Origin of the sequence: Ruficoccus sp. ZRK36, from assembly GCF_019603315.1 — a bacterium.
Taxonomy (GTDB): domain Bacteria; phylum Verrucomicrobiota; class Verrucomicrobiia; order Opitutales; family Cerasicoccaceae; genus Ruficoccus.
In genome coordinates this window covers 2,847,659-2,870,714 of sequence record NZ_CP080649.1, presented here as the reverse complement: position 1 = coordinate 2,870,714, position 23,056 = coordinate 2,847,659, and the positions used below count along the sequence as shown (strand labels likewise).

The 23,056-nt window shown below is 59.6% G+C and carries 21 protein-coding genes and 1 other RNA gene; 6 read left to right on the top strand and 16 right to left on the bottom strand.

Features of this window, described 5'->3' with window-relative positions:
- Window positions 1-3 precede the first annotated feature (3 nt).
- The 3 genes from K0V07_RS12570 to K0V07_RS12560 all read left to right on the top strand — a co-directional run bounded on the left by K0V07_RS12570 (window position 4) and on the right by K0V07_RS12560 (window position 3,858).
- Entirely contained in the window at window positions 4-1,827 is a 1,824-nt protein-coding gene (locus K0V07_RS12570; RefSeq protein WP_220621738.1) for a BatD family protein, read from the top strand.
- Window positions 1,824-2,582 carry a tetratricopeptide repeat protein gene (locus K0V07_RS12565; protein WP_220621737.1) on the top strand — a complete coding sequence of 253 codons (759 nt, stop codon included), beginning with the start codon at window positions 1,824-1,826 and terminating at the stop codon, window positions 2,580-2,582. Before K0V07_RS12570 ends, K0V07_RS12565 begins: the two co-directional genes overlap by 4 nt.
- 232 nt (window positions 2,583-2,814) lie before the next feature.
- Window positions 2,815-3,858 carry a hypothetical protein gene (locus K0V07_RS12560; RefSeq protein ID WP_220621736.1) on the top strand — a complete coding sequence of 348 codons (1,044 nt, stop codon included), beginning with the start codon at window positions 2,815-2,817 and terminating at the stop codon, window positions 3,856-3,858.
- A gap of 95 nt (window positions 3,859-3,953) precedes the next feature.
- Here K0V07_RS12560 and dnaX read toward each other — a convergent pair whose 3' ends face one another.
- Together dnaX and ffs are read right to left on the bottom strand one after the other, a co-directional pair.
- Entirely contained in the window at window positions 3,954-5,705 is a 1,752-nt protein-coding gene (dnaX, locus tag K0V07_RS12555; RefSeq protein ID WP_220621735.1) for a DNA polymerase III subunit gamma/tau, read from the bottom strand.
- A 95-nt stretch (window positions 5,706-5,800) separates the two neighbouring features.
- Window positions 5,801-5,899: signal recognition particle sRNA small type (gene ffs / locus K0V07_RS12550), an RNA gene on the bottom strand.
- A gap of 21 nt (window positions 5,900-5,920) precedes the next feature.
- On the opposite strand from ffs, the gene K0V07_RS12545 reads away from it, so the two are divergent.
- Window positions 5,921-6,103, top strand: coding sequence for a hypothetical protein (locus tag K0V07_RS12545; RefSeq protein ID WP_220621734.1), 183 nt, complete (start codon window positions 5,921-5,923; stop codon window positions 6,101-6,103).
- 137 nt (window positions 6,104-6,240) lie between these two features.
- Here the strand turns inward: K0V07_RS12545 and K0V07_RS12540 are convergent, their stop codons facing one another.
- The 9 genes from K0V07_RS12540 to modA all read right to left on the bottom strand — a co-directional run bounded on the left by K0V07_RS12540 (window position 6,241) and on the right by modA (window position 13,499).
- A complete protein-coding gene (locus tag K0V07_RS12540) occupies window positions 6,241-6,693 on the bottom strand; it encodes a hypothetical protein (protein ID WP_220621733.1) in 453 nt (150 codons plus the stop codon).
- 70 nt (window positions 6,694-6,763) lie between these two features.
- On the bottom strand, window positions 6,764-7,807 hold the full coding sequence (locus K0V07_RS12535; protein WP_220621732.1) for a Gfo/Idh/MocA family oxidoreductase: 1,044 nt from the start codon (window positions 7,805-7,807) through the stop codon (window positions 6,764-6,766).
- Between the two features lie 112 nt (window positions 7,808-7,919).
- On the bottom strand, window positions 7,920-8,375 hold the full coding sequence (locus K0V07_RS12530; RefSeq protein ID WP_220621731.1) for an Imm50 family immunity protein: 456 nt from the start codon (window positions 8,373-8,375) through the stop codon (window positions 7,920-7,922).
- Between the two features lie 52 nt (window positions 8,376-8,427).
- On the bottom strand, window positions 8,428-8,859 hold the full coding sequence (locus K0V07_RS12525; RefSeq protein WP_220621730.1) for a hypothetical protein: 432 nt from the start codon (window positions 8,857-8,859) through the stop codon (window positions 8,428-8,430).
- A 15-nt stretch (window positions 8,860-8,874) separates the two neighbouring features.
- Window positions 8,875-9,942: a prephenate dehydratase gene (gene pheA, locus K0V07_RS12520; protein WP_220621729.1), complete on the bottom strand. Its 1,068-nt coding sequence runs from the start codon at window positions 9,940-9,942 to the stop codon at window positions 8,875-8,877.
- 87 nt (window positions 9,943-10,029) lie between these two features.
- The gene (gene scpB / locus K0V07_RS12515) at window positions 10,030-10,782 is read right to left on the bottom strand and encodes an SMC-Scp complex subunit ScpB (RefSeq protein WP_220621728.1); all 753 of its coding nucleotides are present in this window, start codon (window positions 10,780-10,782) and stop codon (window positions 10,030-10,032) included.
- A gap of 107 nt (window positions 10,783-10,889) precedes the next feature.
- The gene (gene modC, locus K0V07_RS12510; RefSeq protein ID WP_220621727.1) at window positions 10,890-11,999 is read right to left on the bottom strand and encodes a molybdenum ABC transporter ATP-binding protein; all 1,110 of its coding nucleotides are present in this window, start codon (window positions 11,997-11,999) and stop codon (window positions 10,890-10,892) included.
- 3 nt (window positions 12,000-12,002) lie between these two features.
- A complete protein-coding gene (modB, locus tag K0V07_RS12505) occupies window positions 12,003-12,689 on the bottom strand; it encodes a molybdate ABC transporter permease subunit (protein WP_220621726.1) in 687 nt (228 codons plus the stop codon).
- Window positions 12,690-13,499, bottom strand: a complete 810-nt coding sequence (modA, locus tag K0V07_RS12500; protein WP_220621725.1) for a molybdate ABC transporter substrate-binding protein — start codon at window positions 13,497-13,499, stop codon at window positions 12,690-12,692. It abuts the gene before it with no gap.
- 287 nt (window positions 13,500-13,786) lie between these two features.
- Between modA and K0V07_RS12495 the strand changes: the two genes are divergently transcribed.
- On the top strand, window positions 13,787-15,493 hold the full coding sequence (locus K0V07_RS12495; protein ID WP_255567974.1) for a SulP family inorganic anion transporter: 1,707 nt from the start codon (window positions 13,787-13,789) through the stop codon (window positions 15,491-15,493).
- 33 nt (window positions 15,494-15,526) lie between these two features.
- Here the strand turns inward: K0V07_RS12495 and K0V07_RS12490 are convergent, their stop codons facing one another.
- The gene (locus tag K0V07_RS12490) at window positions 15,527-16,333 is read right to left on the bottom strand and encodes an SCO family protein (RefSeq protein ID WP_220621724.1); all 807 of its coding nucleotides are present in this window, start codon (window positions 16,331-16,333) and stop codon (window positions 15,527-15,529) included.
- Window positions 16,334-16,501: 168 nt separating this feature from the next.
- Here K0V07_RS12490 and K0V07_RS12485 point away from each other — a divergent pair, with 168 nt between their 5' ends.
- A complete protein-coding gene (locus K0V07_RS12485; protein WP_220621723.1) occupies window positions 16,502-18,316 on the top strand; it encodes an SLC13 family permease in 1,815 nt (604 codons plus the stop codon).
- Window positions 18,317-18,595: 279 nt separating this feature from the next.
- On the opposite strand, the gene lpoB is transcribed toward K0V07_RS12485, so the two are convergent.
- From lpoB to K0V07_RS12465, 4 genes are all read right to left on the bottom strand, one after another.
- Entirely contained in the window at window positions 18,596-19,204 is a 609-nt protein-coding gene (gene lpoB / locus K0V07_RS12480) for a penicillin-binding protein activator LpoB (RefSeq protein WP_220621722.1), read from the bottom strand.
- A gap of 100 nt (window positions 19,205-19,304) precedes the next feature.
- On the bottom strand, window positions 19,305-20,801 hold the full coding sequence (locus K0V07_RS12475; protein ID WP_220621721.1) for a hypothetical protein: 1,497 nt from the start codon (window positions 20,799-20,801) through the stop codon (window positions 19,305-19,307).
- A gap of 95 nt (window positions 20,802-20,896) precedes the next feature.
- Window positions 20,897-21,778 carry a CsgG/HfaB family protein gene (locus K0V07_RS12470; protein WP_220621720.1) on the bottom strand — a complete coding sequence of 294 codons (882 nt, stop codon included), beginning with the start codon at window positions 21,776-21,778 and terminating at the stop codon, window positions 20,897-20,899.
- Between the two features lie 34 nt (window positions 21,779-21,812).
- Window positions 21,813-23,015, bottom strand: coding sequence for a PEGA domain-containing protein (locus K0V07_RS12465; RefSeq protein WP_220621719.1), 1,203 nt, complete (start codon window positions 23,013-23,015; stop codon window positions 21,813-21,815).
- Window positions 23,016-23,056 lie beyond the last annotated feature (41 nt).

Below are 23,056 nucleotides of genomic sequence, written 5' to 3'. Positions count from 1 at the left end.
ACCATGCGTATACTGACCGCCATATTTTTGGGAATCACCTTCGCCACCTCTCTGGCCGCGCAGGACGTCCGCGTCGAGAGCTCATTCGAGCCCGGCATCATGTATGCCGGTGAGACCGGGGTCTATCGCTATACCGTAAGCGAGGAGCGTCAGGGCGGAGGTTTCTTCAGTGCCTTCAATGGGCTGGACATTTCTCCCGTGACACTACCCCCAGTGCCCGGACTGGAGTTCGCCTATCTGGGGCCAAGCCATAATGTCAATGTGGTCAATGGGAAGAGCCAGGTGGGCGTGACTCATCAGTACCGCGTGCGCGCCTCGAAGGAGGGTACCTACACCCTGCCCTCCTTTGAGATTACTGTCGATGGGAAGCAGCAGACTGTCCCGGCGGCCACGTTAAAGATTCTCGCAGCGTCCCAGTCGAATGATCCGGCTGATACCGGTAAAGCCCTGCTCATGGAGCTGGTGCTCCCGAGGGATAAAATCTACGTCGGTGAATCCCTGCCGGTCCAGGTACATCTGCTGATCCGCAAGGACACGCCCATCGCAGGCATCAACGGTGAGCCTCCGCTCAAGATCGGTGATGCATTTGCCGTCAGTGATTTCTCAGCCCCGGTGCAGCGCGAAGCCACCCGCGATGGGGCTATCTATCTCGACATCATGTGGCAGGCGGTCGTCACCCCCTATAAGGCAGGGACCTATCCTCTGGTTTTTCAAAAGGACTTACTGGTCTTCGTGCAGAGCCCAAGTCAGCAGCAGCGCAGAACCGGGAACCCGCTCATTGACAACTTCTTCAACCGTAACACGCGGGAGACACAGCGACTATCTCTCTACACCGGTCAGGATGACTTTACCGTGCTCGAGCTCCCCCAGGAGGGCCGCCCGGATAACTTCAGCGGTGCGATCGGGCAGTTCACCGCCGCCACGCCGAGCGTCGACCCGACCCAAGCACAGGTCGGTGAGCCCATGACGCTCAGTATGAATATCGACGGCGCCGGGAACTTTGATCGCTTCGAGGCACCCGCCCTGGTCGAGGACGACGGCTGGCGCGTCTACAATCCTGAGGAAACCTTTACGCCGAGCGATCGTTACCGTCTTCAGGGCACGAAGACCTTTAAATATGTCATCATCCCGCGCGATGAATCCGTCACCGAGACACCAGCAGCCACGTTTAACTATTTCAATCCGGACACGGAGCAGTACGTCGAGCTTCCTCTGGCTTCGCAGCCGGTAACGATCACGCCCGCCCCACCCGGCCAGCGCCCGAATGTGCCTGCGACAAACGCGACCAGAACGACGGCCGCGCAGGCCCGTCAGCCTGAGCTGCTCCCTGCCAGGGACACGGTCGTAACCTGGGGGCAGTCGATGACACCCCTGTTGCGCTCTCCGTGGTTTCTGGGGGTGCAGGTCGTCCCGCTGGCCGCGCTGGTCATCCTCGCGCTTACGCGCCGCCGCCGCAATCGCCTGCTCAGCGACCCCCGCTATGCCCGCGAGGTCAGTGCCCGAAAGGCCCTCAAGCCTCGGCTGGCTGCTGCCCAGAAAGCCGCCGCCGCAGACCAGGCAGACGCTTTTTACTCTGAGGCCCAACGCATCATCCAGCTTACCACGGGCCGGCTGGTGGACCAAACCGCCGAAGCTCTCTCTGCGGATGAAATCGACAGTCTACTGGCCACACGGCAGGTCGATACGGCCACGCGCGAGCAGGCCCAAAGCTTCCTCCATGCCGGGGACGCGCTCAAGTTTGGTGGACGACACGGCGCAGACATTAACCTGAAACAAGAGATGGCCCGCCTGGAAGCTCTCAGCAGCCAACTGATGAAACTCTCATGAAACGCTCTTTGTTGACCTTTTTTATCGTCCTGTGCTCGGGTATCGCTCTGCTCCAGGCACAGGAGAGCTCCGCCTCGGCGGGCAGTCTCGACGAGCGTTTCGTCGCTGCTAATCAGGCCCTGAGCGACGGTCAGTTCCAGCCGGCTATCGACGGCTATACTGCCCTGCTCGCCGAGAGCCCGTCCGCGACGGTTTACTATAATCTCGGTAACGCCTACTACCGCGACGGGCAGTATGGCCGGGCCATCCTTCAGTACGAGCGCTGCCTCGTCCTGAACCCTGATAATGCCGATGCCCGCGCCAACCTGAAACTTGCTCAGGACGCCGCTCAGGTAGACCCGCCAGCGCGCACCTGGTATGAAAACTACGCGCAGGCCGCAGGCGTCAACACCTGGACCTGGCTTGCTGTCGTGAGCTTCTGGGGCGCAGCCTTTCTCATCGTGCTGCCACCTCTCTTTCGCTGGCGCAGCCCCTGGCGTCCGCTCCTGCTCACGCTCTGTGTGATCGGGCTCGGAGTCAGTGGGACCGGACTGGCCGGTTACCATTTCATGAGTCAGGAGGGCATTGTCCTCACCGACGACGCTCCGCTCAAGCTAGCCCCGACCTCTACCAGCCCGGCCAAGAGCTTCCTGCACGCAGGCCAACCGGCCGACATCAAGAAAACGCATGGTGACTATGCCTACGTCGTCACCGCCACCGGTGAGCAAGGCTGGATGAGCAGCGACGTTTTTGCGCCGATCTGGGATATGCGCTAATCAGCCTAAATGGCTGTCTAAGTGCCGCATTGTTGTGGCTCGCCGCCGCAACATCCTAATATAAGCCATTCGCCCCATTAGTTATTCAATTAATAGGCTGCATTAGGGAACGTCTCATTGCCCCCGTAGGGGCCGCGCGGTATGCAAATGATCGGTTATGGGGAATTATCTCGCTACTAAACGTATCGGTTATCATCTCGCGTCTACTTGTCCGAAAACGATCGGACAGCTGATGCTTAGCGCTGGGGCTCTCTTACTCGCAGGCAGTTGGGCGCACGGGGCGATCACCCCCTCGGGTGGTACAGATCCCGCCCCCGGCAACTCATTCTGGAGTACGGGTGGAAATAGCTCTCAGACCATCAGTATCGGGATAGGTAGCGAAGGCTGGGTAGACATTGATGATGGCAGTACCTTGAGCAGCGGCAGTTCGTACGTCGGCTATATCTCAGACGGCGGTATGACCATTTCAGGAAATGGCTCAGCCTGGAATTTGTACGGGAGTGTCGGCATTGGAATCGTTGGTGCAGGCACGCTCAACATCACGGATGGCGGTAAGCTCAACAGTACTAATGATGTCGAGATCAGTGTGAACAGCTCACTCAACCTCGGCGTATCCAAGAATGCGACCCTGCTTGAAGCAGGCGGAAGCTTAACCAATTACGGCACAATCAATATATTTTCCCTGGGGAATCTAGCCTCGGACACTTACACGATAGTCACTGCGGGCTCCTTCAGCGGTAGCGGTAGTGTCAACTCCTGGGGCGGTATCATCAACGGCTCGAACCAGTTCGAGGTCAGCGGGCTGACTGATTACGCAGGCAGCACTCTGAGCCAGAGTTTTAGCGCTCAGCGGGTATCCATCGACAGCGGCGATGTCATCATCTCTTTTGCTGACAACGCTGGCTCGGGGGATCTGACGCTCACAGGCAGTGAACTGCCGGCCCCGGTCGTGGCTGATTATTTTGACGGCGGCACCATCGACCTCACCGGTCTGACGAACACCCAGATGATTATGTCCTTCTACCTTGGGGAGGGCTTCGATGAGGATTCTATCATGATTTGGGAGTACATGGCCGGTAATTGGGCCATGATTGATGTGGACGACACACTCGCCACCTACGAGGAGGGCTACTACAGCTTTATGGTCGCGGATGGGGGCACCTACGGCATCACGGCTGATAGTAATGTGCCTGAGCCGGGTCACTACGCCGCACTGGCAGGCCTGCTGACGCTGGGGCTGGTCCTCCGGCTCCGCTCAAAGACGCGTACGGCATAGAGCCCAACGCACATACAGGTATTTTCACAAAAGCGCTTTCGGCTCAGGCCGGAGGCGCTTTTTTATGCCCGGGTGAAAGCCGTGAGAGCTTGGCGCTACTCTTCGTTTTCGTCCTCGGAAATATCCGCCAGCTCCTCGGCAATCGCCTCCGGTGCTGCGGTAGCCTCGGTTGGGTCTTTGGGCTCGGGCGGCACCTTTTTCAACAGCTTGGGTGTTGCCCGCAGGCGCTCATCCAGCAGCTCCAAAACCGCCGGCGAGATTTTCTCACGGGCTGCCTCGAAGGCTTTGCTGCCAGGATAAGAGGCCTCTTCGGCATCACCGCCGTAGCTGACCACCACGTCGTCATTGGCCGAGTAGTCATACTCGTCGCCCCCGTCCCCGGCTGAAGCAGCTGCCGCTTCCAGGACCTCCAGCGGCACGTCGTCGTCAGACACTACGATGGGCGGAGTGCTTTTTGCCTGCTGCGTTTCCTGAGGCTTAGGGCTGACGGGTTCGGGCGCTTCGGGCTTTACGCGAAAGCTCTCCTTGGCCGGGGGCAACTGAATGGGCGGCGGTGCAGGCTCAGCGGCTTCAGCCTTGGCAGCAGGAGCCATCTTTGCCGGTGCAGGCTCAGCGGCTTGCGGTGCCTTGGGGGCTCTTTCCAGAGTCTTGGGTGCAGCCTCCCGCTTGGTCGGTGCAGGCTTCTTCTCAGGCGCAGGCGGTGGGCTTATTTTTTTTTGGCCGGCATCCTCGGGGAGGCCGGCTGCAAGCTGGGAAAGCTCTTTGATAAGGGAGTCGATGGCGCGCGATCGACTCTGGTCGATGGCCCTTAGGAGCGCCACCTCGAAGTTTACACGCTGGGAAAGCCCCTGCCGTACAGAGCCCTCGGCAGCCTGAAGCGCATCGAGCATACGGGTGAGCGACTCGGCGGTGAGCGGCGTAGTCAGCATATCCGTCTGCCCGCCGTTAGCGATGGCCGCCAGCAATGCCCCGCGGACGATTCGCTGAATGTCCAACAGGAGCCGGTAAAGGTCGCGCCCCTCGGAGGCCAGACGCTCGATGATGGAAAATAGCTTCTGGTGCTCGGCGGCAGCCATGGCCTCAGCCAGTGCCTTGAGGTCGTCCTCAGAGGCGAGCCCGTAGACATCGAGCACGTTTTCGTCAGAGATTTTGTTTCCGCAGAAGGAAATGAGCTGGTCCAGGATCGACTGGGCATCGCGCATGCCGCCGTCGGCCATGCGGGCGATCGTCGCCAGTGCGGACGGGGCGATATCGATGGACTCGGCCTCGGCGATTTCGCCCAGCTTGGCGGCGATCTTCTCGTCTGTGATCGGGCGGAACTCAAAACGCTGGCAGCGCGAGACCACCGTCGGCAGGACCTTGTGGGCCTCCGTGGTGGCAAAGATGAACTTCACGTGTGAGGGCGGCTCCTCCAAAGTCTTCAGCAGTGCGTTCCAGGCCTGATTGGAAAGCATGTGCACCTCGTCGATGATGTAGATCTTATAGGTGCCCTGGGCCGGTGCGTACTGGCACTCCTGGCGCAGGTCGCGGATCTGGTCCACGCCGTTGTTAGAGGCACCGTCGATCTCGATCACGTCCATGCAGGAGCCGGACATGATGGCCTTACTGATCTCGGTAGAGTTATCCGGCGTGGCACTGGGGCCACCCTCGGCATTGAGGGCCTTGGCGAAGAGCCGGGCGGTCGTGGTCTTACCGGTGCCGCGCGGACCGACAAAGAGGTAGGCGTGAGCGATGCGGTTGGTGTCGATCGCGTTCTTGAGCGTACGCACGATATGCTCCTGCCCGACGAGCTCGTCGAACTGCTTCGGGCGCCAGCGGCGGGCAATAACCTGATAGGCTTCAGCCATGGTCAAACAGCTTGTGGAACCGGGCCGGGGCTTCAACGAATAAAAGTCGTCGGGACGTATTTTGCCCCCCGCACCGCATGAAATCCGGGCATAAAAAAGGCCAGGCACCCCACGGCACACGCGAATCCTGACTACCGTTGCTTCCTTCCGGACCTGGCGGGATTCGCCGGTTCGTCGTTGCATGGGACCCGGCCAAGCATCAATATTCACCCACCATGATCCCTTCATCAACAACAAAGTGTGTTTTTCGTCTTAACGCCCTCATCCTGCTCGTTGCCGGGGGCCTGCTCGGCGGCTGCCAGAGTGAGCAGACCACGACCGTCAACGACGGCTTTGGCATGAGCTTTACCGAGAACAACGACTCGCAGAGCAACGATTATGGTGTGAATGTTGATTAATGCCCCCGGCGTCCGGGACCCCGGACGCTGCAGCTCTCGGGCAACAACCGCCCTCGACTAATAAAGCACCCCGGCGCATGAACTGCGTACCGGGGTGACAAATTGTTTGGGCTGGATAGAGCCCTGCGGCGGTGGCGCTAGAACTTACCGCTGTTGTCCATGGGCAGCTTGTTATCGGTCGTCACGAGCAGGATCGGCTCCTTGGTCTTGATCCACACGTTGTTTTCCTTGGTAAACTTCGTGGTAACGACTTCGCAGATTTCCCCGATGGACTGCACGGGGATACGGCGGCCCTTCGGAGAGGCATTATAGGCGTAGCCGGACTTGATCAGGCGCTCGTTGGCGACGTAGGGGCTGTCCTCTTCGGGGATTTGCAGGACCCAGCCGGTCATGTTCTGCCCGGCCAGCTTGCCCTCGGGGTCAGAGACCATCATGACAAACTGCTTTTTGACGGGCGGCGGCTTCTGCTCGTCCTCGACCATCGCGGACATTTCCACGTTGATGTCTTCGATAATCTGAGAGACCTGGCGCACATCCAGTTCGTTGCGCTGCAGGACGAGTTTGACGAGTTCAAGATCAACTTTGGCCATAAGCCGTACATGCAAAAGCCGAACCTGCCCCGCTGGCAAAGGTTTTTTATCAAAGGCTCCGAGAATGCTTTTAAAACGCTACGCGGCGGCCTTCGCTGGTCCAGGATTCCCAGACGCGCTCGGTGAAGCGCATGTAGCGCGCCCCGTCCTCGAAGCTCGTCAGGGTCACGGCCTTTCCGTCGCGAATGGAGGCCACGAAGTCTTCCTCGACCTGCCAGTCTCCCTCCGTGCCGGGAATAGCCGAGAGGGGTTCCTCGCTCCCCTGCTCCACTGTTGTGCGAAACAGGCTCTGGCTGGACAGATCGTAGCGCAGACTGGCCTGCGAGCCGTCCACGCGCATCCCCCAGTAGGCAGCGCCCGTGGCCACCGAGCTAAAAGTCATCACCAGCTGGAATCCGTCCTCATAGCCCGCGACGACATTGAGCGTGTCCGGGATGCCCACAGGCTTCATCTGGCCCGTCTGTGCATCGGGACGCTCAGGGGTGTAGATCGCCCCCGTGGCCTGTACCCATGCCGGGTCCTTCTCTCCGAGCCAGCGCTGAACCGTCTCGTAGTGGATGCCCATGGTCATGATGTTCTTGCCGCTCAGCCCGGCATCCTGACGCCAGGTAATCGGTGTAGAAGCATCAGCGCCCGCACCTGTCAGATGGGCCACACGGATTTCGCGCAGAGCACCCAGCGTGCCCTCGGCGAGCATCTGCATGATGGTGGCATCGTACTTGAAAGAAAACGGTGCGGGCACGATCTGCGCCACCAACTCGGGGTACTTCTGGGCCGCCTTGAGCATGGATGTCGCTTCCTCCAGGCTACGCGCCATGCGGGCCTCACAGAGCACATGCTTGCCCGCCTCCAGTGCGGCGACAGTCATCTCCGCATGAGTATAGGGCCAGGTACCGATGCAGACAGCGTCCACCTCAGGGTCGGCCACGACCGCCCGCCAGTCCGGGGCGGTGCGTGCAATCCCGAACTCCTCGGCCACCTTTTGCGAGGAGGCTTCGGAGCGGTTGCAGACGACGGCGAGTTCGACGCCCTCGATGGCTTTAAAACGCGGCAGGTGCATGAGGCGGGTATTACCGCCAGCACCGATGAAACCGATACGCAGAGGTTGGGTCATGGCTTTTATTTAGATATTATATATCATCAGCCACAGAAAAGCGGAGAGCCTCTCGACATCCTCTGCGCCTCTGTGGCTAATTTCATGTTGTTAAATAAGTATAACGGTTCCCCTACCAGTCTTGAACCTCTAGAAATGGATTCCGGTCACGGAGTCGAATAACTCTTATCGAATCGCAGCAAAATGATGCATCATGTCCTAATCCACCACCCCAGTAGACGGAGAAATAATTCCCATCTTTAATCGTGATACTGAGGCCTTGCAAAGGATTTTGATGGGTCCATCCTTCGACTTTGAGATCACGCAAACCAGAAAACAGTATCTCCAGGAACGCTTGCTTTCTATCTTTGTCACTGGGGGACTTCGATAAGTCGTAAATATAAAACTCTGCCGTCAGATCGGAATATATAGAGGGATTCCTGTCCATACGATCAAGGCGTAGAGACAACACTTCCATGTCCGTAAAAGACGGCCAATGTCCAAGGAAATTGAACACGATCTCATTTCCTTCTATTTCCTTAACCGCTTCTGCGGTCACTGGAAAGTTTGAGTCGTATTGAATATTCATGTGCTTATCCGACTCAATCCTCTTGGGGGCTAGCTAAAATACAATCAAACACTTACGGGTGGATCAGCACAGCATGGTCGAAGCCGCCCTTGGCATCAAAGAAAATCTCCAACCAGTCATCGTGCATACGCTCGCCCGACCACATCCCCAGTCGGTAGCGGATGGGTGGCCATGAGTTGATCCCACCGGCCTGTGCGGCTACCTCGGGTGGTCCGAGGATTTCGATAATCTCGGCACGGCTCATGCCGGGGCGCAGCACCTCATGCATCACGGCCGTAGCCATCTTGCCGCGCGGATTGTCGGGCACTTCGCTACCGGCAAACATCCGCCAGGTCTCCCCGTCGAAGGGGCGGTCGTTAAAGGGATTCCCCTGCTCGTAAATCGCGTAGCCCTGCACCAGGACGAGGATGGCAAAGCCGATCCCCAGCAGCCATTTGCCCCGCTTACCGGAGAACAGGCTCAGTCGCGGTGCTTCGTCGGACATGAGAAAAAAATTGAGCTACTTCGTGTTCGGGTAGCTGCCCAGCCATTTAACCAGGCGGCAGGCGTTTTTGAGGTCCGCAACAGCTTCCTGAACGACGGCGTCCTCCCAGTGGCCAATGATGTCCACGAAAAACAGGTAGTCCCAGGCCTTGCGGCGGCTCGGACGGGACTCGATCTTGGTCATGTTGATTTCGCGCGAGCTGAAGGCCTTGACGGCGCGTTCGAGGGCCCCGACCTCATCGTTGATGGAAAAGACCAGGCTGGTCTTGTCAGCACCACCGCCGGTGCGCCCGCAGGGCTTGGCCCCGATGACGAGGAAGCGCGTGACATTGTCCGAGCGATCCTGAATGCCTCGGGCCAAGACCGGAGCACCGTACTTGACGGCGGCCAGTTCGGAGGCGATAGCGGCCATGCCCTCGTGCTCGCCCGAGAGGCGGACCGCCTGTGCCGTGCTTTCGCACTCGATCTGGCGGGCTTTGGGCAGGTGGCGGGAGAGCCAGTCGCGGCACTGCATCAGCGCCTGGTCCTTGGAGTGTACTTCAGTAATGGCCTCCAGGGGCCATCGCGAGATCAGGCAATGCTCGATCGGCAGATAGACCTGGGAAACGATCTTCAGCTCGGTCTCGGCCAGCATGTCCAGCGAGTGCAGGACGGCCCCGCCGGTGGAGTTCTCGATAGGGATCACGCCGTAGTCGGCTTCGCCCTTTTCCACAGCGGTGAAAACATCCGGGATCATGCGCTGCGGCATGGTCTCGATCGAGGTCCCAAAGGACTTAACGGCGGCCTGCTCGGTGTAGGTAGCCTCCGGCCCGAGATAGGCGATGCGGAGCTTACGCTGGCGGGCACGGGTCACGGAGATGATCTCTCCGTAGATGCGGCGCAGGGTGGCCTCCTCCAGCGGGCCTTCATTCAGCGCGGCCAGTTTCATAAAGATCTGCTCCTCGCGCTCGGGCATAAAGATCGGGAGTCCGGCCTCGGCCTTGGCGGCGGCGACATCCCCGGCGAGGGTCAGGCGCTCGTTCAGCTTGGCCACGATGTCACGGTCAATCTCATCAATGCGGGTACGGACTTTTTCCAGATCCATGGGTAATGCTTCTAAACGGGATATCGGTAAATGCGGAGATTTTTTTGTGCGCAGGAAAGAAATTAAGTAGTCCTGCCGCAGATGGCCTTAGGCGTTCTCCTCGTTTTTTTCTTCTGTGGGAGTCTCTTTGTCCTCCTCGGGCAGGCCCACGTCCTTGTCGGTCAGGGGCTCGTCCTCCTGTGTGGAGCGGCGGAACCACTCGGTAATCTGTGTGGGCGAAAGTACGTCCGAGGCGGGCAACTCCTCGATCGAGCGGACACCGATGAACTCCAGGAACTTGTCCGTGGTGCCATACTGGATGGGGCGGCCCGGCAGGTCCGCGCGGCCAGTGACGAGGATCAACTCCAGCTCCAGCAGCTTGCTTACGGCGCTGTCCACGGAGACACCGCGGATGGCCTCCATCTCGGCCCGGGTGACCGGCTGGCGGTAAGCGATAATGGAGAGTGTCTCCATCGCGGCCTGCGAGAGCTTCATCGGCTTGGCTTCATTGCGCATCAGGCGCACCCAGTCTGCATACTCGGGAGAGGTCGCGATACGGTACCCGGCAGGCCCCTGAAGCAGACGGTAAACCTCGCGCTGGTCCTCCAGCTCGTGCGCAATGGCGTCCATGGCGTCACGGATCTGCGTAGCGGTCAACAGCGACGGCACCTGCTGCAGGATCGGCTCGATCACGCCCTGCCCGTCGCCTTCGCCGGAGGGTTCCTCGGCCTCAGGCTCGGGTGGCTCGGCCTCGGCCTGCTCGTGGTAGCGGGTGATGACGGCCTGGATGTCCCGGATGGACAGCGGCTCGGAATTAGACAGCAGCAGCGCTTTGAGGATCTTTTTCAGGTTAAATTCCATTGCGTCAAAGCCAGCAAGTAGAAGCCCTCCTCCGCCCGATGGCAACACCTCAATCTGCACACCTCACGCACGACAAGAGGTGCCCTGCTCCCGCCCTGTAAATGCGTTTAGAGATAGGCGCGGATGGCGCTGGACTTCATGAGCAGGTGGACCGGCTTACCGGGCTCGAGCCCCAGCTCCTGAACGGCATCGGGCGTGACCTCGACCGCCAGCGGCTCCAGCGGACTGCCCTCCAGCTGTGCCAGTGCGATGAAGTGCTTGTCCAGGCGGCGCAGCTCGGTGATGGCCGCGGGCAGGCTGTTACGGGCCGAGAGGCCGTCAAAGTGCTCGGTGGCGATGAGGATGTCGTTGGCGGGGAAGCCCAGCATGAGGCGTTCGCCGGGCTCGGCCTCTACGGGCAGGACGTTAACAGTCGGGCCGGTACCGTCTTCGCCCAGGCGGACAGTGGTCTTGTGCTCGCCATGCTCGGTGATGACCGCAGGCAGGACATTTTCAAAACCATGCGTCGCCGCGACCGGGTAAATATCCTCGCGGGTAAAAAGCCGGGCCGGAGGCTCGCAGGCGATCATCTGCCCCCGGCGCAGGGCGATAACCTCGCTGCACAGGGCCTGAAGCTCAAAAGGGTCGTGCGAAACAATCAGCATCGGGATGCGGAAGCGGTCCCGGACTTTCAGGAGAAACGGGAGCACGCGGCGGCGCAGGGTAATGTCCAGCGAGGCCAGCGGCTCGTCGAGCAGGAGCAGTCCCGGTCCTGAGCACAGGGCGCGACCGAGGGCTACGCGCTGGCGTTCCCCACCGGAGAGTGTGGACACTGTGCGCTCCAGCAGTGGCTCCAGATGAAGGGTCTGCACGACATCCCGAAAGGTGGCCTCCGGGTCGTGGCGGCTGCGGACCGCCCTCGCCTGCCCCGCGAGCAGATTCTTTTTTACGCTGTAGTGCGGAAAAAGCAGGTGGTCCTGCGGGACATAGCCGATGTCGCGCGACTGCGGCGGCAGGTTGACCTTATGCTCGGAGTCGAGCCATGCCGTACCGTTAAAGCGGATCACGCCCTCGATACCGGCGATCTTGCGAATGCCTGCCACCGTCTCCAGCAGTGTTGTTTTCCCGCAGCCGGAGGGACCGAAAACACCGATCACCGGCTGGGTGGAGGTGTATTCAAGTTCCAGGACAAACTGGTCCAGCGGCACCCTCAGGTGAATGTCTAGGCGTCCTTCCATGGCTCAGCGCCCAGACAGGCGGTTCTCCCTGAAACCCGGCATGACCGACAAGCGCTCGGTCAGGTAAACCAGCACAAAACCCAGCCCCAACGCCGTCGCCAGCAGGATGTTCGCGCGGTGGTCGTTACCGGCCTGCTGTGCGCTATAGATCGCCGAGGCCAGCGTTTGCGTGCGGCCGGGGATGTTACCGGCGAGGATGACCGTCGCTCCAAACTCACCCATCGCCCGTGTAAAGGCCAGGATGAGACCGGCAATCAACCCCCGTGTAGCCAGCGGCAGTGTGATGACGAGAAAAGTGTGCAGGCGGCCGCGCCCCAGCGTCAGCGACATGGCCTCCAATCGCGGGCTCACCGCCTCAAAGCTCACCCGCGCCGTGCGCACAAAAAGCGGGAACGACATCACGCTGTAGGCCACGATAATGCCTTTCCAGTTGAGAAGGATATCCAGGTCGATCCCGATCGTATTTCTGCCCAGCGGGCCATTGTCAGCGAGCAGGCTCAGCAGTAGATAGCCCACCGCCGTGGGGGGCAGCACCATGGGCAGGCTGACGATGGCCGAGATGGCCCGCTTACCGATGAACTCGCGCCGCGCCAGCAGATAGGCCAGCGGGACCCCGGCGAGCATAACAACCAGGGTGGACAACAATGCCCACCCCAGTGTCGATACGATGACGGAAAAAACAGATTCCATTTATTTGGTGTCTCCCACGATAAAACCTTCGTCGCTGAGCAGCTTCTGTGCCTCGGGGCTGAAGAGGAAGTCCACGAACTCCCCGGCCAGAGCGGGCTCCTTACTGGCGGAGAGGACGGCCGTCGGATAGGCGATATTTATCACATCAGTGGGCACCTGATAGATGAGCTTCACCTTGTCCTTATAAGCGAGATAGTCTGTGCGGTAAACTACGCCGATGACGTCGTCCTTACCCTCGACCTGAGCCAGAGCGGCGCGCACGTCAGGGGCCGGGGCGAGCCGGCCCTCCAGCTGGCTCCAGACGGTTTTACCATCGGGGCTCGACACGCCCTCCAGCCACCTTTTGGCGTAACGACCGGCCGGGACATGCCCGGGGTCGCCGACAGAGAGAAACTTAAAATCCATCCCCGGCAGATCAAGCGGACCGCTCATGGAGTAGTCGCCACTGGCATTTTCGATCACCACCAGGGCATTGTGCAGCAGAAGCTTTCGTGTGCCGGGCGCCATTTCACCGGCCTTGTCGACCTCGTTCATCCAGCGCTCGTTCGCGCTGACATAGACGTCCGCCCGAGGCGCTGCCATGATCTGCTGCGCAAGGGCGCCCGAGCTGGCGAAATTGTAGACCAGCTTCACGTCGTGATCAGTCTCAAAGGCTTTGCCGATCTCCTGCATGACATCCGTCAGGCTGGCGGCTACGTAGAGCGTGAGGGTTGGCGTCTCCGAGGTCGCAGATGAAGACGTCTCATTTTTTTTACTACAACCAGCATGCAGCAGCGTGAAAGCAAGGATCAGTGGCAGGATTCTTTTCATGATTTACGCTAAGCAACTGCGATGCCAATAGGCTTTTTGCTGCAATAAACCAGCATTTTTGAGCTTTTTCGATGCATAAATGAAAGATTTTGTGCAAACTCAAAATGTAAACTATAATTTACACTAGTAAATTCTATTTCTGATAGTAAGTTCTCGTGCTTGCCCGTTACTCTTATTTCTGCTTTGAACTGGTGATTGTAAAGATGAATGAGGGTGCTGGGACTGAGAATACAGAGAAAAGGAAGTTAAGCTGGAATGGACTGGACCTGTTCCCGATTGGGAGGGTTTTGCGCAATTACAGCTTCAAGAAGGCGAAAAAGGACCTCGGAGCGGCTGCGAATGTCGCCCTGCTGGACTTTCCGCAAAGCATGGCCTATGCGCTGATCGCGGGCCTGCCCGTGCAGACGGGGATATTCTGCGCCTCGCTCTCGACCATCACCGGCCCCATCCTGGCCAGCTCGCGGTTTATCATGCTCGGACCGAGCAACGCCACCGCCGTGATGCTGCTGTCGGTCTTTCTCTCGCTCGGCTACGACCCCACGCAGGCGATGCTAGCCCTGCCCCTGCTCCTGATGCTGGTCGCGATCTTCATGGTCGTGGGCGCATTCTGCAAGGTTGCCGGGATCACCCAGTATATTTCCAAGGCCGTCATCTGCGGGTACATCACAGCGGCGGCCTTTCTCATCATCATCAACCAGCTGAAAACCGTCTGCGGCCTGCATGTGCCCAGGGCGGCGACCTTTGCCGAGGCGCTGGGTAATTTCTCCGGCGGCCTCAGTCAGACCGACTGGAACGCCCTGATCGTCTCAGCCATTACGCTGGCCTGCTATCTGCCGCTGAAGCGCTGGGCCAAGGGCCTTCCCAATATCGCTATCGCGCTGGTGCTGACGAGCCTCATCGTGTGGCTGCTGCGTCCCACCGGCCTCAACCCTGAGATGCTCTCCGGGGTCAGTGCCAGCTCTTGGCCGCTCACGCTCCCGATGTTCCACTGGGAGGAGTTTTCGCAGATCGCCGGAGGAGCGCTGGCGGTGGCCTTTCTGGCCATGCTGGAGAGTTCATCCATCGCCAAGACCCTGGCTGCGCAGGCCGGTGACCGCATCGACCTGAACCAGCAGATGCTCTCCATGGGTGTGGCGACAGGGGCCAGTTCACTCGGAGGCGGCATGGCCGTGAGTGGCTCGCTCACACGCTCGATGCTGAACTTCCGCAGCAAGCCCGCCACACGCATGTCCAGCGTCTACAGCGGCACCTTCCTGATCCTGGCCCTATTCCTTTTTGGCGACCTGATCGCCTACATCCCCCGCCCTGCCCTGGCCACGCTCGTCATCCTGGTTGGCATCTCATTGATCAACCGCGAGCAGATCCGGCTTATGCTGCGCACGACCCGGAACGACGCCACGGTCTTCCTCGTGACCTTTGTCGGCGGTCTGGTCTTACCGCTGGATACCGCTATCTATCTGGGCGCGGCCATCTCGATCGGTCTGTTCGTCCGCCAGGCAGCCAAGCCCGAGCTGCGGGAGATTTCCTTCGACGAGCAGGGTAACCTCCTCGAACGCGCCCCGGACGTGCAGAAACACCGCCGCCCCGAGATCGCTATCGTTCACGTCGAGGGCGACCTGTTCTTTGCCTCCAGTGATGTTTTTCTGGACCAGATGCGCCACCTGGCTGAGCACCCGGATCTGCGCATCATTATCCTGCGCATGCGCAATGCTCACCACCTCGACGCGACCGCGGCCAGCACGATCATGGAGCTGACCCGCTTCGCGCGCAGTAAGGGCAGCGACCTAATCGTCTCCGGTGTCCATCCTGAGCTGGAGACGGTCATGCGCAAGGCCGGGCTGCTGGATCTGATCGGTGAGGACAACCTCTTCCGCTACTCACCGGAAAACCCGACCATCGCCACCCGCGACGCGCTCAAGCGTGCCCGCGACATCACCGGCGAGGAGTCAGCCGACATCACCATTTACGCAGCAGACAAGAGCGCCAAGGCGTAGCGTGGGGGCACTTGCCCACCGAAACTCACAAGCTCAGTCTTCCTTCAGCTTATCCAGAAACTCCTGAGCGGTCCAGCCGGGGCCTTCGCTGCGGTAGAGGATGGTGCCGTCAGGGCCGATCAAGAGCGTGGCGGCGGTATGGTTGATCGTGCCGTCCTCGCGGATGGTCAGGATGCCAAACTGCCGCATGAGGGCATCGGTGACATTCTTGGGGCCCGTGAGGAAGTTCAGCGTCGCGAAATCCGCCCCGCGCTGCGTGCCATACTCGTTAAAGATGCCCGGCGTATCATACTCAGGGTCAAAGGTAATGAGCGCAAAACGGGCGTTATCGAGCCCGGCCTCGGCGGCCTGCCGCTGGAGCGCTACCATCTTGGCGGTCGTGGCCGGGCACATCGTAGCCATCTTGCAGCGGGTAAAGATGAACGAAAGCACCAGCGGGTGCCCCTCGTAGGTCTTGTTCGTGACGAGGTCGGCATCCTGATTCCACAGCGCAAAGGCCGGTATCTGCTGCCCGACCTTACGGAAGGCCTTGCGGCCAAGCGCCTCTGTGTCGGTGACGAGCTTCCCGTCGGTGGCGATCAGCTCACGCAGATCATCGACCGGACTGACGGGCCAGATTTCGCTCAGCGTCGGCAGAGGGTTGCCGGGCTCGAGCTTACCGGTGATGGTGCGACCGACGTAGCCGATGCGGGCGTCCCCGCGCGACACCTTGACCTCGCGCCCATCGTCCAGGACGAAGGTCAGCGCATCATCATCCACCGCCGTGACTTTAGCGGTAATCGTTTCGGCCCGGGCCGTAAGCGCCAGCAGGCTGAGCAGGAGTAGTGACAGCATTTTCATAAGAGAATTTTCTGAGAGGAAGCCCGTAGGCTAAAACAAACGCCTCGGTGGAATCAATCTTTTGCCATACGCCACCAACCCGCTACAAATACAGGCCTCAGACCGACCCGAAAAAGAAGCCTTGGCATTTTTCCAGATCGGAACATCTTCTCCCTTTCGCCTGCTGTTATGAGTTGGGAAATCATAGTCGTCCTCGTCATCCTCCTCGGATCGCTGATCAGCTTCGTTGCGGAAAAAATATCCGTCGATGTGACGGCTATCTGCGTCTTCGCAGCGCTGCTGCTTGTCAGTATGGTCACAGGCTCGACCCACTGGCCCGAGGTCGGAGAGCTGGTCAGTGTCTTTGCGAATCCGGCTCCCCTGACCATCGCCGCGATGTTCATCATCAGTGTGGCGCTGGAAAAATGCGGGGCCATCGAGCTCATGGCCCAGAAGCTGGGCAAGCTCACCCGCCTCCCCTATGGGCTCTTTATCGTGGCCCTGGCGATCGGTGTGGGCGGCATCTCGGCCTTTATCAATAACACACCAGTTGTGGTGGTGTTTATGCCGGTCATCATCTCGCTGGCGCGCAAGATGAACACCCCGGCCTCGCAGTTACTGATCCCGCTATCGTTCCTGTCGATTTTTGGTGGCGTTTGTACGCTGATGGGTACCAGCACAAATATCCTCATGAGCGGCATTATCAGGGATTATGGCCTGCAGCCACTGGGCATGTTTGAGTTGGCGCTGGTGGGCCTGCCGCTGATGATTATCGGTACGCTTTACCTGGCTGTTTTGGGTAAAAAGATTCTGCCCGTGCGTGAGACGCTGACCGCGATCCTCTCCGAAGAGGAGCGCAAGGAGTACATCACCGAGGCCTACGTCAAGCAAGGGACCGAGCTGGACGGCCAGAGCTTTGCCGAGTCCGGGCTGAAGCGCACACGGGGCATCCGACTGCTGGAAATCATCCGCGACGGCGTAGCCCTGAGCGGCGACCTACCGACGCAACCCCTCCGAGAGGGAGACCGCCTGGTGCTGGCCTGCCGCCCGAATGCCATCGTCAAGGCCCGTGAGACCGTGGGGATCGATTTTGTCGGTGAGCGTGGCCTCGACCTGCAGCCGATCTCGGCCCATGAGGGAGCTATCGTCGAGGGCGTGATCGGCCCGATGTCTACCATCGTGGGTAAGACCATCCGCGAGATCAACTTCCGCCAGCGCTACCGTATGATCATCCTCGCCGTCCACCGGCGAGGTCGCAATGTGCGCGAAAAGCTCGAAACCCTGCCTCTGGATTTCGGGGACACCCTGCTCATGATGGGGACGGATAAGGCAATCGATAACATGCACTCATCAGAGGACATTATCCTGCTCGACCGCCCCCATATCCCCGCTCAGGACATGCGCCGCCGTATGCCGCTGGTGATCGCTGTCATCGCAGGCATGATCGGTGCGGTGACGTTCCTGAATGTCCCGATTTTCGCGATGGCCGTCATCGCAGTGGCCATTCTCTTCCTCTCGGGGACCGTTAAGCCGAAGGACGCGTACGCTGCCATCGAGTGGCGGATTCTGGTGCTGATTTACGGTATGCTCGGCCTCGGTCTGGCTCTGCAAGACTCGGGGGCGACTGAGCTCGCCTCGTCTCAGCTCGTCCACCTCGTGGATGACTTCCCGGTATCCTGGCAGCCGCTGGTCATGCTGGCCTTTATCTACATCAGCACGAGTATCCTGACTGAGCTGCTCTCTAACAACGCGACAGTCGTACTCATGGCCCCGGTCGCGATTGCACTGGGCCAGATGCTGGATGTCGATCCCCGGCCGTTTATCATTGCGGCCTGTATCGGCTCCTCGGCCAGCTTTGCCACGCCTATCGGGTACCAGACCAATACCTACGTGTACGGCGTCGGTGGCTACCGCTTCGGAGACTTTGCCAAGGTCGGTATCCCGCTAAACATCCTCTACTTCATCGGGAGCATGATTATCATCCCGCTGTTCTGGCACTTCTAGGCGACGAGTTACCTGGATTACATCCGGACGCAATGATGGGGAAAGTCCCTATCGCTTTGCCATAGCTGCCCCGCAGGTTACACCCGCAAGCATCGAGAGGCCTCGCCCCTGCGGCACTCCATGGCAACCTCTCTGCGATTGCTCAGGTGGGGTGCGTTTGAGTCAGCGACAAACACCGTTACCCATGGCTCTGCCATAGCGGAGCCATCAACACCACCGGGTGCAACCCCGGCCATCAGTGATCCCGAGGATCACAGGAGCAGGACTATTATGTCCTGCCTACCAGCCGACAGAGGCGCGGGAGCCCTGCTTGGTGATCATGACTTCGTCTTCCCAGACGGCCAGGCCATCCTGAGTAGTGGTCAGAGACATCTGGAAGACGTAGGTGACCTGACGGGTATTACCAGCGCGAGCACGGTCCTCAATGATGCGACCAGAGAGGCTATAGTAAGGAATCGGCGAGGGATTCGTGGTCATGTTCCCCTGCATGGTGGCCTGATAGGCACCGGTTTCCTTGGCCAGCTGATCCTCGACATTACCATCGGCACCAAAGGTCGTGGTGGTCACAACCTTACCGCTGCGGTTAAGAGCAATGCGGATTTTCTTCGTCAGCATGTTCGTATCCACGACCTGCGTGGTGTTGTTTACGATACGGCTGACCGCCATCACGGCAGGCTGCTGGGGAGCGCGCTCAACCACACCCGAGCTCAGGAGCGAATCAATCATCTGGTTCGCGGCGTTTTCCCAGTCCTGGATGTTAATCTTATCAAGGCTGACGACCGTGCGCGGGCCGCTGCTATCAACATAGGAGGCGTTACCGCCGCCCTGACAGCCGCCCATCAGGAGCAGGAGGGCTGTCGCGGAAGAAAAGAGGATGATTTTTTTCATAAGTACGTCGGTTAGTATAGAAATATATGCGGTAAGATCAATCCCGGCTTTGCTGGGAGGGCGAAGCCCGCGCCCCACCCTCCAGAACAAGCGGAAACGGTTAAAGTTGCGCCACGCTCTCCGCCGGTGCGCTTGTGGGCTGCTTAACCTCGACAGGCGTGAGCGGGATAAGTGAGTTTTGCTGGATCATGAGCGGACAGTACTGGCTGTTGCTCTTGACGTAGACGAGGTTCACCGTGCCGGGCACCAGGTCGATGGTCTGTGTCATGCCAGTACCCGCCGCAGAGATGGTAATCTTGCGGTCGGCAGGGGTCGGCAGGCGGCAATACTGGAACTGCTTGGGCAGCGTGACCCAGGTACGCAGGTCGGCATCGTTCATGGCGGCCTGATAAATGGTCCCGGCAACCATGACCCCCCAGTAGGCGTAGGAGTTGTTCTTCACGGCCTCCTGCAGGGCCCACTGCGTGAGGGCCTTGGTGCCAGTAGAGATCAGCGTCTTGGTGATGACCAGCGGCAGGCGGTTATCGAACTCGGTAGCGACGACTGCATCCATATCGCAGACGACCTGCGTACGGTAGCTCGTACCGGCGGCCTTGACGTTGAGCGCGCTCACGTAGTTGTCGTTGAACTTGAGCTGCGGGAAAGCCGCCCCGACATAAGGCACCGACTGGGTGACGACAAACAGCGGGATGTCGATGCGGATCTGGTCGCGCGAAGGAGCCATCCCGGTTTCAAAAATCACGTAAGTCGTCGGCTCAAAGGAGGCTCCGCCGAGTATCTGATCAGCGGTTTGGAGGTCCTGCTGCAGGTAGGTGTTACCGGGGACCATGGAGGAGACGCGCTCCAGGTTCTTGCGGGCGCGCTCAAGGTCGTTCTGCTCCATCGAGTTGGTCAGGCTAAACAAACCGTCGATGAACACTGAGTACGGGTTTACGTAGTCGGCATAGACCCGGTAGTCCTTGAGGTACTGGTAGTGCTGGGTGATCTCCGAGTTGAATTTCTTATCGTCGAGGGCCTTATCGACATTGTAGGCGTCGTTCGCGTTGCTGCTTTCGGCCTTGGCTGACTCTTGGCGGGCCACTTCCTCGGCCTTCTCGATATCGGCGGCATTCTCGTAGACGGCATTTTCCTGGCTCTCGTAGGCCCGATTGAGAAAGACACGCATCTCATCCACATTTCCCATCTGCAGGCTGTTGAGCGCACAGTAGGTATTCATCATGATGCGGTCGTAGTAGTACCCGGTATAGGGCAGAAAACTCTGGTTCGTGAAGTTCGCCTCCGTCTCGTCCAGCAGGCTGACCTCAGCCTCGGAGTCGTAGCGGGATATCCATTCACCCGCCTGTCCAAAGACGACATTGCTGTCCGAGAAGTTGTTCAGGTAGCGCTGGGCGGTGGCCTCCTCCAGGCGCCAGATCACGATGTCCACAGACTCGGTATCGTCGTTGGCGCCAGATGTGGCTTCGTCATAGGCCCCCTCGATATTACCGGCAGCCCAAGAGCTGCGCAGTTGCTCGGTTTCACTTTTATACGTCGCGCACCCGGAGAGCAGCACGCACAGCAGCAGCCCCGGTATGAGGATAGAGGTCGGTTTACACATAGCAGTTTTTTTACAGGTCGTGATTATTCAGTATGAGTTTGAGGTGTGCGTGTAGCTAATAAAGTCAGGCCGTGGCGGGCGGCCGTGATGAAATTTTACTGCGGGCGGACGATGTTGAGCTGCTCAACGCCGAGGTTCTCAGTCAGTATGCCTTTGGAGAACTTGGGGAGGACCTGAGTGATGCGCATCGTACCGACCTGAACCTCCTCCACGCCGAGCAGTTCACCCGTGTCCGGGTCTACCAGATTCTGGCCGGGAGAAAACACCGACCAGATCTGCCCCACGGCAATGCCGGAGCCGTCACCGCGGTTGATCGTGGCCTGACTGCCCGTGAGTGCGATGACGCGGGCCGGGTAAACGACATCCGCGACGCGCTCGGCGATCATTTGGGCGGCCTGCCGCGTAAGGGTGGAAAGCAGGTCATCCGTCAGGCTTCCGTTACGGCCGACTGAGTAGTTGGGGTCATCGAGGGACTGTTGATCGCTGACCTGGATATTGGCCGACTCAAGCAGGGCTCCGGTGGAGGTATCGTAGATTTTGGCGACCAGTGAAATGCTCGTCTGGCGCTGTGTGGAGCGACGGCCAATGGTTTTATAAACGGTCTCGTCGATGTAGTCCTGAAAATCGTCGATCGTCGTCACGAGCATGTAGTTCGCACCTTCAGTGTCGAATTGATCAGCCGCGCCGTTGGGGTCCACGTTACCGGAGTTTTGCCACTCCTGCTGCTTCACGAGCTGCGCCAGATCGCTCTGGGCGACGACCTTGAACTTACGGGTGTTGTGCAGGCGGTCGATCAACTGCCCATCCAGCCCCTGGGCAATGCGCTGGAGCGCATTCGTGGAGCCGTGAGCGGCAGCCGTTTGCAGGGTTGCGGGGGTGATCTTCACCGCATCGACGGCGAGCGTCTTCATCTCGGCATGCGCGAGGCTTCCGGTGAGGATCAGAGACAGACAGAGTGAGGAAAAGGCGAACTTCATGGTCAAAGAGAGTTAGTGGTGAAAAAGGCGGGGCCTACTCGACTTCCTCCGCCGTAGCGGGGAAGCCCTGAGAGAATATGCTCTGGGTTGGGTTGATCGTGATCGGCAGGTCCGTGTCGGTGCGGTAGTCGATCCGCATCCCCGACTGGCGAAGCGCCTGGGCCATGCCCTTGATGCGCTCGACTTCGGCATCGGTCAGCACGGCCTGAGCGCGGAGATTGTTGAGGAATTGCGAGTTCTGCATCCAGCGCTGACGCTCGTTTTCGCTCAGGCGCATGGTCACTGTCATGGTCAGCCCGTCATAGACTTTGACGTTCTTTTCCCATGGCTCATAGCCGGGACGGGTTAAGCGCATACGGTGCAGGCCCGGCGTGGCGACAAGCTTACCCGTGGCCGTGCCGATCGCGATACCGTCCAGCTCGACGGTGACGCCGTATCCCTCCAGCGAGTAGTTCTCACTGGACAGCTGGTACGTGCCGTCGCCGGTATCGATAACATCCGGGATGCTCATGTCCTGGATGCCAACAACGACGCTAAAGGGCACGGGCTTGGCCATCTCGGTGGGCGGCTTGATGCGCCCCTTGGCCTTCTGCTGGCCGAGCACTTCGGACACCTTGACCGCGGCCTTATCGAGCAGCGAATTGTAAATGTCGTTGCTGGCCACGCTAGAGTTCGGCGTCTGGCGCAGCTGCTCGCTCACGGTGACAGTTGAGCCGGTCATGCTGCCGCCCTGTGGCGCATCGAGCAGCCGGTAGCTGACCCGCGCGCGGTAAATATCGTTCTTGGTCTTCGTGCCGTAGCCCTCGAACTGGCGTTTTTCCTGCGTCATGCCGTCAATCGCAGCCACCAGCACGTAATCGACATCTAGGTTCTGGGCCAGGCGGAGCATCGAGGTGCCGTCCTTAAGCTCGTTGTCCATCTGCTGAGCCTGATAGCCATCTCCCAGCGCGTAGACGGTGTCATCCGGCGTCACGATGGCAAAGTCCATGTCCGCCAGGCGGCTGATCAGGTAGTCCTGAAAGATTTCCGTCGCATCGTCCCAGTCGGAGCCGGCACGGTTCTTGACGAAAATAGCGACGCTGTGAGCTTCGGCCGGCTTGGCCTGCTGGCGGGTCGTCGTGACGGTTTGAGAGATGACCGTTTTTGTGGTGGTCGTTTCTGTGCTCGGGCTCTGCGTGGGTGTTGCGGCAGGAGCGAGCAGAAGCGAACTGGCGGTGAGCAGGTAAGAGATTAACATCGCGGTGCTGGTATAGGGGGATGGTCGCCCTGCCCGATCAA

Bases quoted from the DNA above. Each gene is read 5' to 3' on its own strand.
- K0V07_RS12525 (WP_220621730.1), bottom strand. From the start codon at position 8,859: ATGTCCGACGAAGCACCGCGACTGAGCCTGTTCTCCGGTAAGCGGGGC.
- modB (WP_220621726.1), bottom strand. From the start codon at position 12,689: ATGGAATCTGTTTTTTCCGTCATCGTATCGACACTGGGGTGGGCATTG.
- K0V07_RS12565 (WP_220621737.1), top strand. From the start codon at position 1,824: ATGAAACGCTCTTTGTTGACCTTTTTTATCGTCCTGTGCTCGGGTATC.
- K0V07_RS12560 (WP_220621736.1), top strand. From the start codon at position 2,815: ATGCTTAGCGCTGGGGCTCTCTTACTCGCAGGCAGTTGGGCGCACGGG.
- K0V07_RS12540 (WP_220621733.1), bottom strand. From the start codon at position 6,693: ATGGCCAAAGTTGATCTTGAACTCGTCAAACTCGTCCTGCAGCGCAAC.
- K0V07_RS12470 (WP_220621720.1), bottom strand. From the start codon at position 21,778: ATGAAGTTCGCCTTTTCCTCACTCTGTCTGTCTCTGATCCTCACCGGA.
- K0V07_RS12530 (WP_220621731.1), bottom strand. From the start codon at position 8,375: ATGAATATTCAATACGACTCAAACTTTCCAGTGACCGCAGAAGCGGTT.
- pheA (WP_220621729.1), bottom strand. From the start codon at position 9,942: ATGGATCTGGAAAAAGTCCGTACCCGCATTGATGAGATTGACCGTGAC.
- lpoB (WP_220621722.1), bottom strand. From the start codon at position 19,204: ATGAAAAAAATCATCCTCTTTTCTTCCGCGACAGCCCTCCTGCTCCTG.
- scpB (WP_220621728.1), bottom strand. From the start codon at position 10,782: ATGGAATTTAACCTGAAAAAGATCCTCAAAGCGCTGCTGCTGTCTAAT.
- K0V07_RS12535 (WP_220621732.1), bottom strand. From the start codon at position 7,807: ATGACCCAACCTCTGCGTATCGGTTTCATCGGTGCTGGCGGTAATACC.
- K0V07_RS12465 (WP_220621719.1), bottom strand. From the start codon at position 23,015: ATGTTAATCTCTTACCTGCTCACCGCCAGTTCGCTTCTGCTCGCTCCT.
- modA (WP_220621725.1), bottom strand. From the start codon at position 13,499: ATGAAAAGAATCCTGCCACTGATCCTTGCTTTCACGCTGCTGCATGCT.
- K0V07_RS12545 (WP_220621734.1), top strand. From the start codon at position 5,921: ATGATCCCTTCATCAACAACAAAGTGTGTTTTTCGTCTTAACGCCCTC.
- dnaX (WP_220621735.1), bottom strand. From the start codon at position 5,705: ATGGCTGAAGCCTATCAGGTTATTGCCCGCCGCTGGCGCCCGAAGCAG.
- K0V07_RS12490 (WP_220621724.1), bottom strand. From the start codon at position 16,333: ATGAAAATGCTGTCACTACTCCTGCTCAGCCTGCTGGCGCTTACGGCC.
- K0V07_RS12475 (WP_220621721.1), bottom strand. From the start codon at position 20,801: ATGTGTAAACCGACCTCTATCCTCATACCGGGGCTGCTGCTGTGCGTG.
- K0V07_RS12485 (WP_220621723.1), top strand. From the start codon at position 16,502: ATGAGTTGGGAAATCATAGTCGTCCTCGTCATCCTCCTCGGATCGCTG.
- K0V07_RS12570 (WP_220621738.1), top strand. From the start codon at position 4: ATGCGTATACTGACCGCCATATTTTTGGGAATCACCTTCGCCACCTCT.
- modC (WP_220621727.1), bottom strand. From the start codon at position 11,999: ATGGAAGGACGCCTAGACATTCACCTGAGGGTGCCGCTGGACCAGTTT.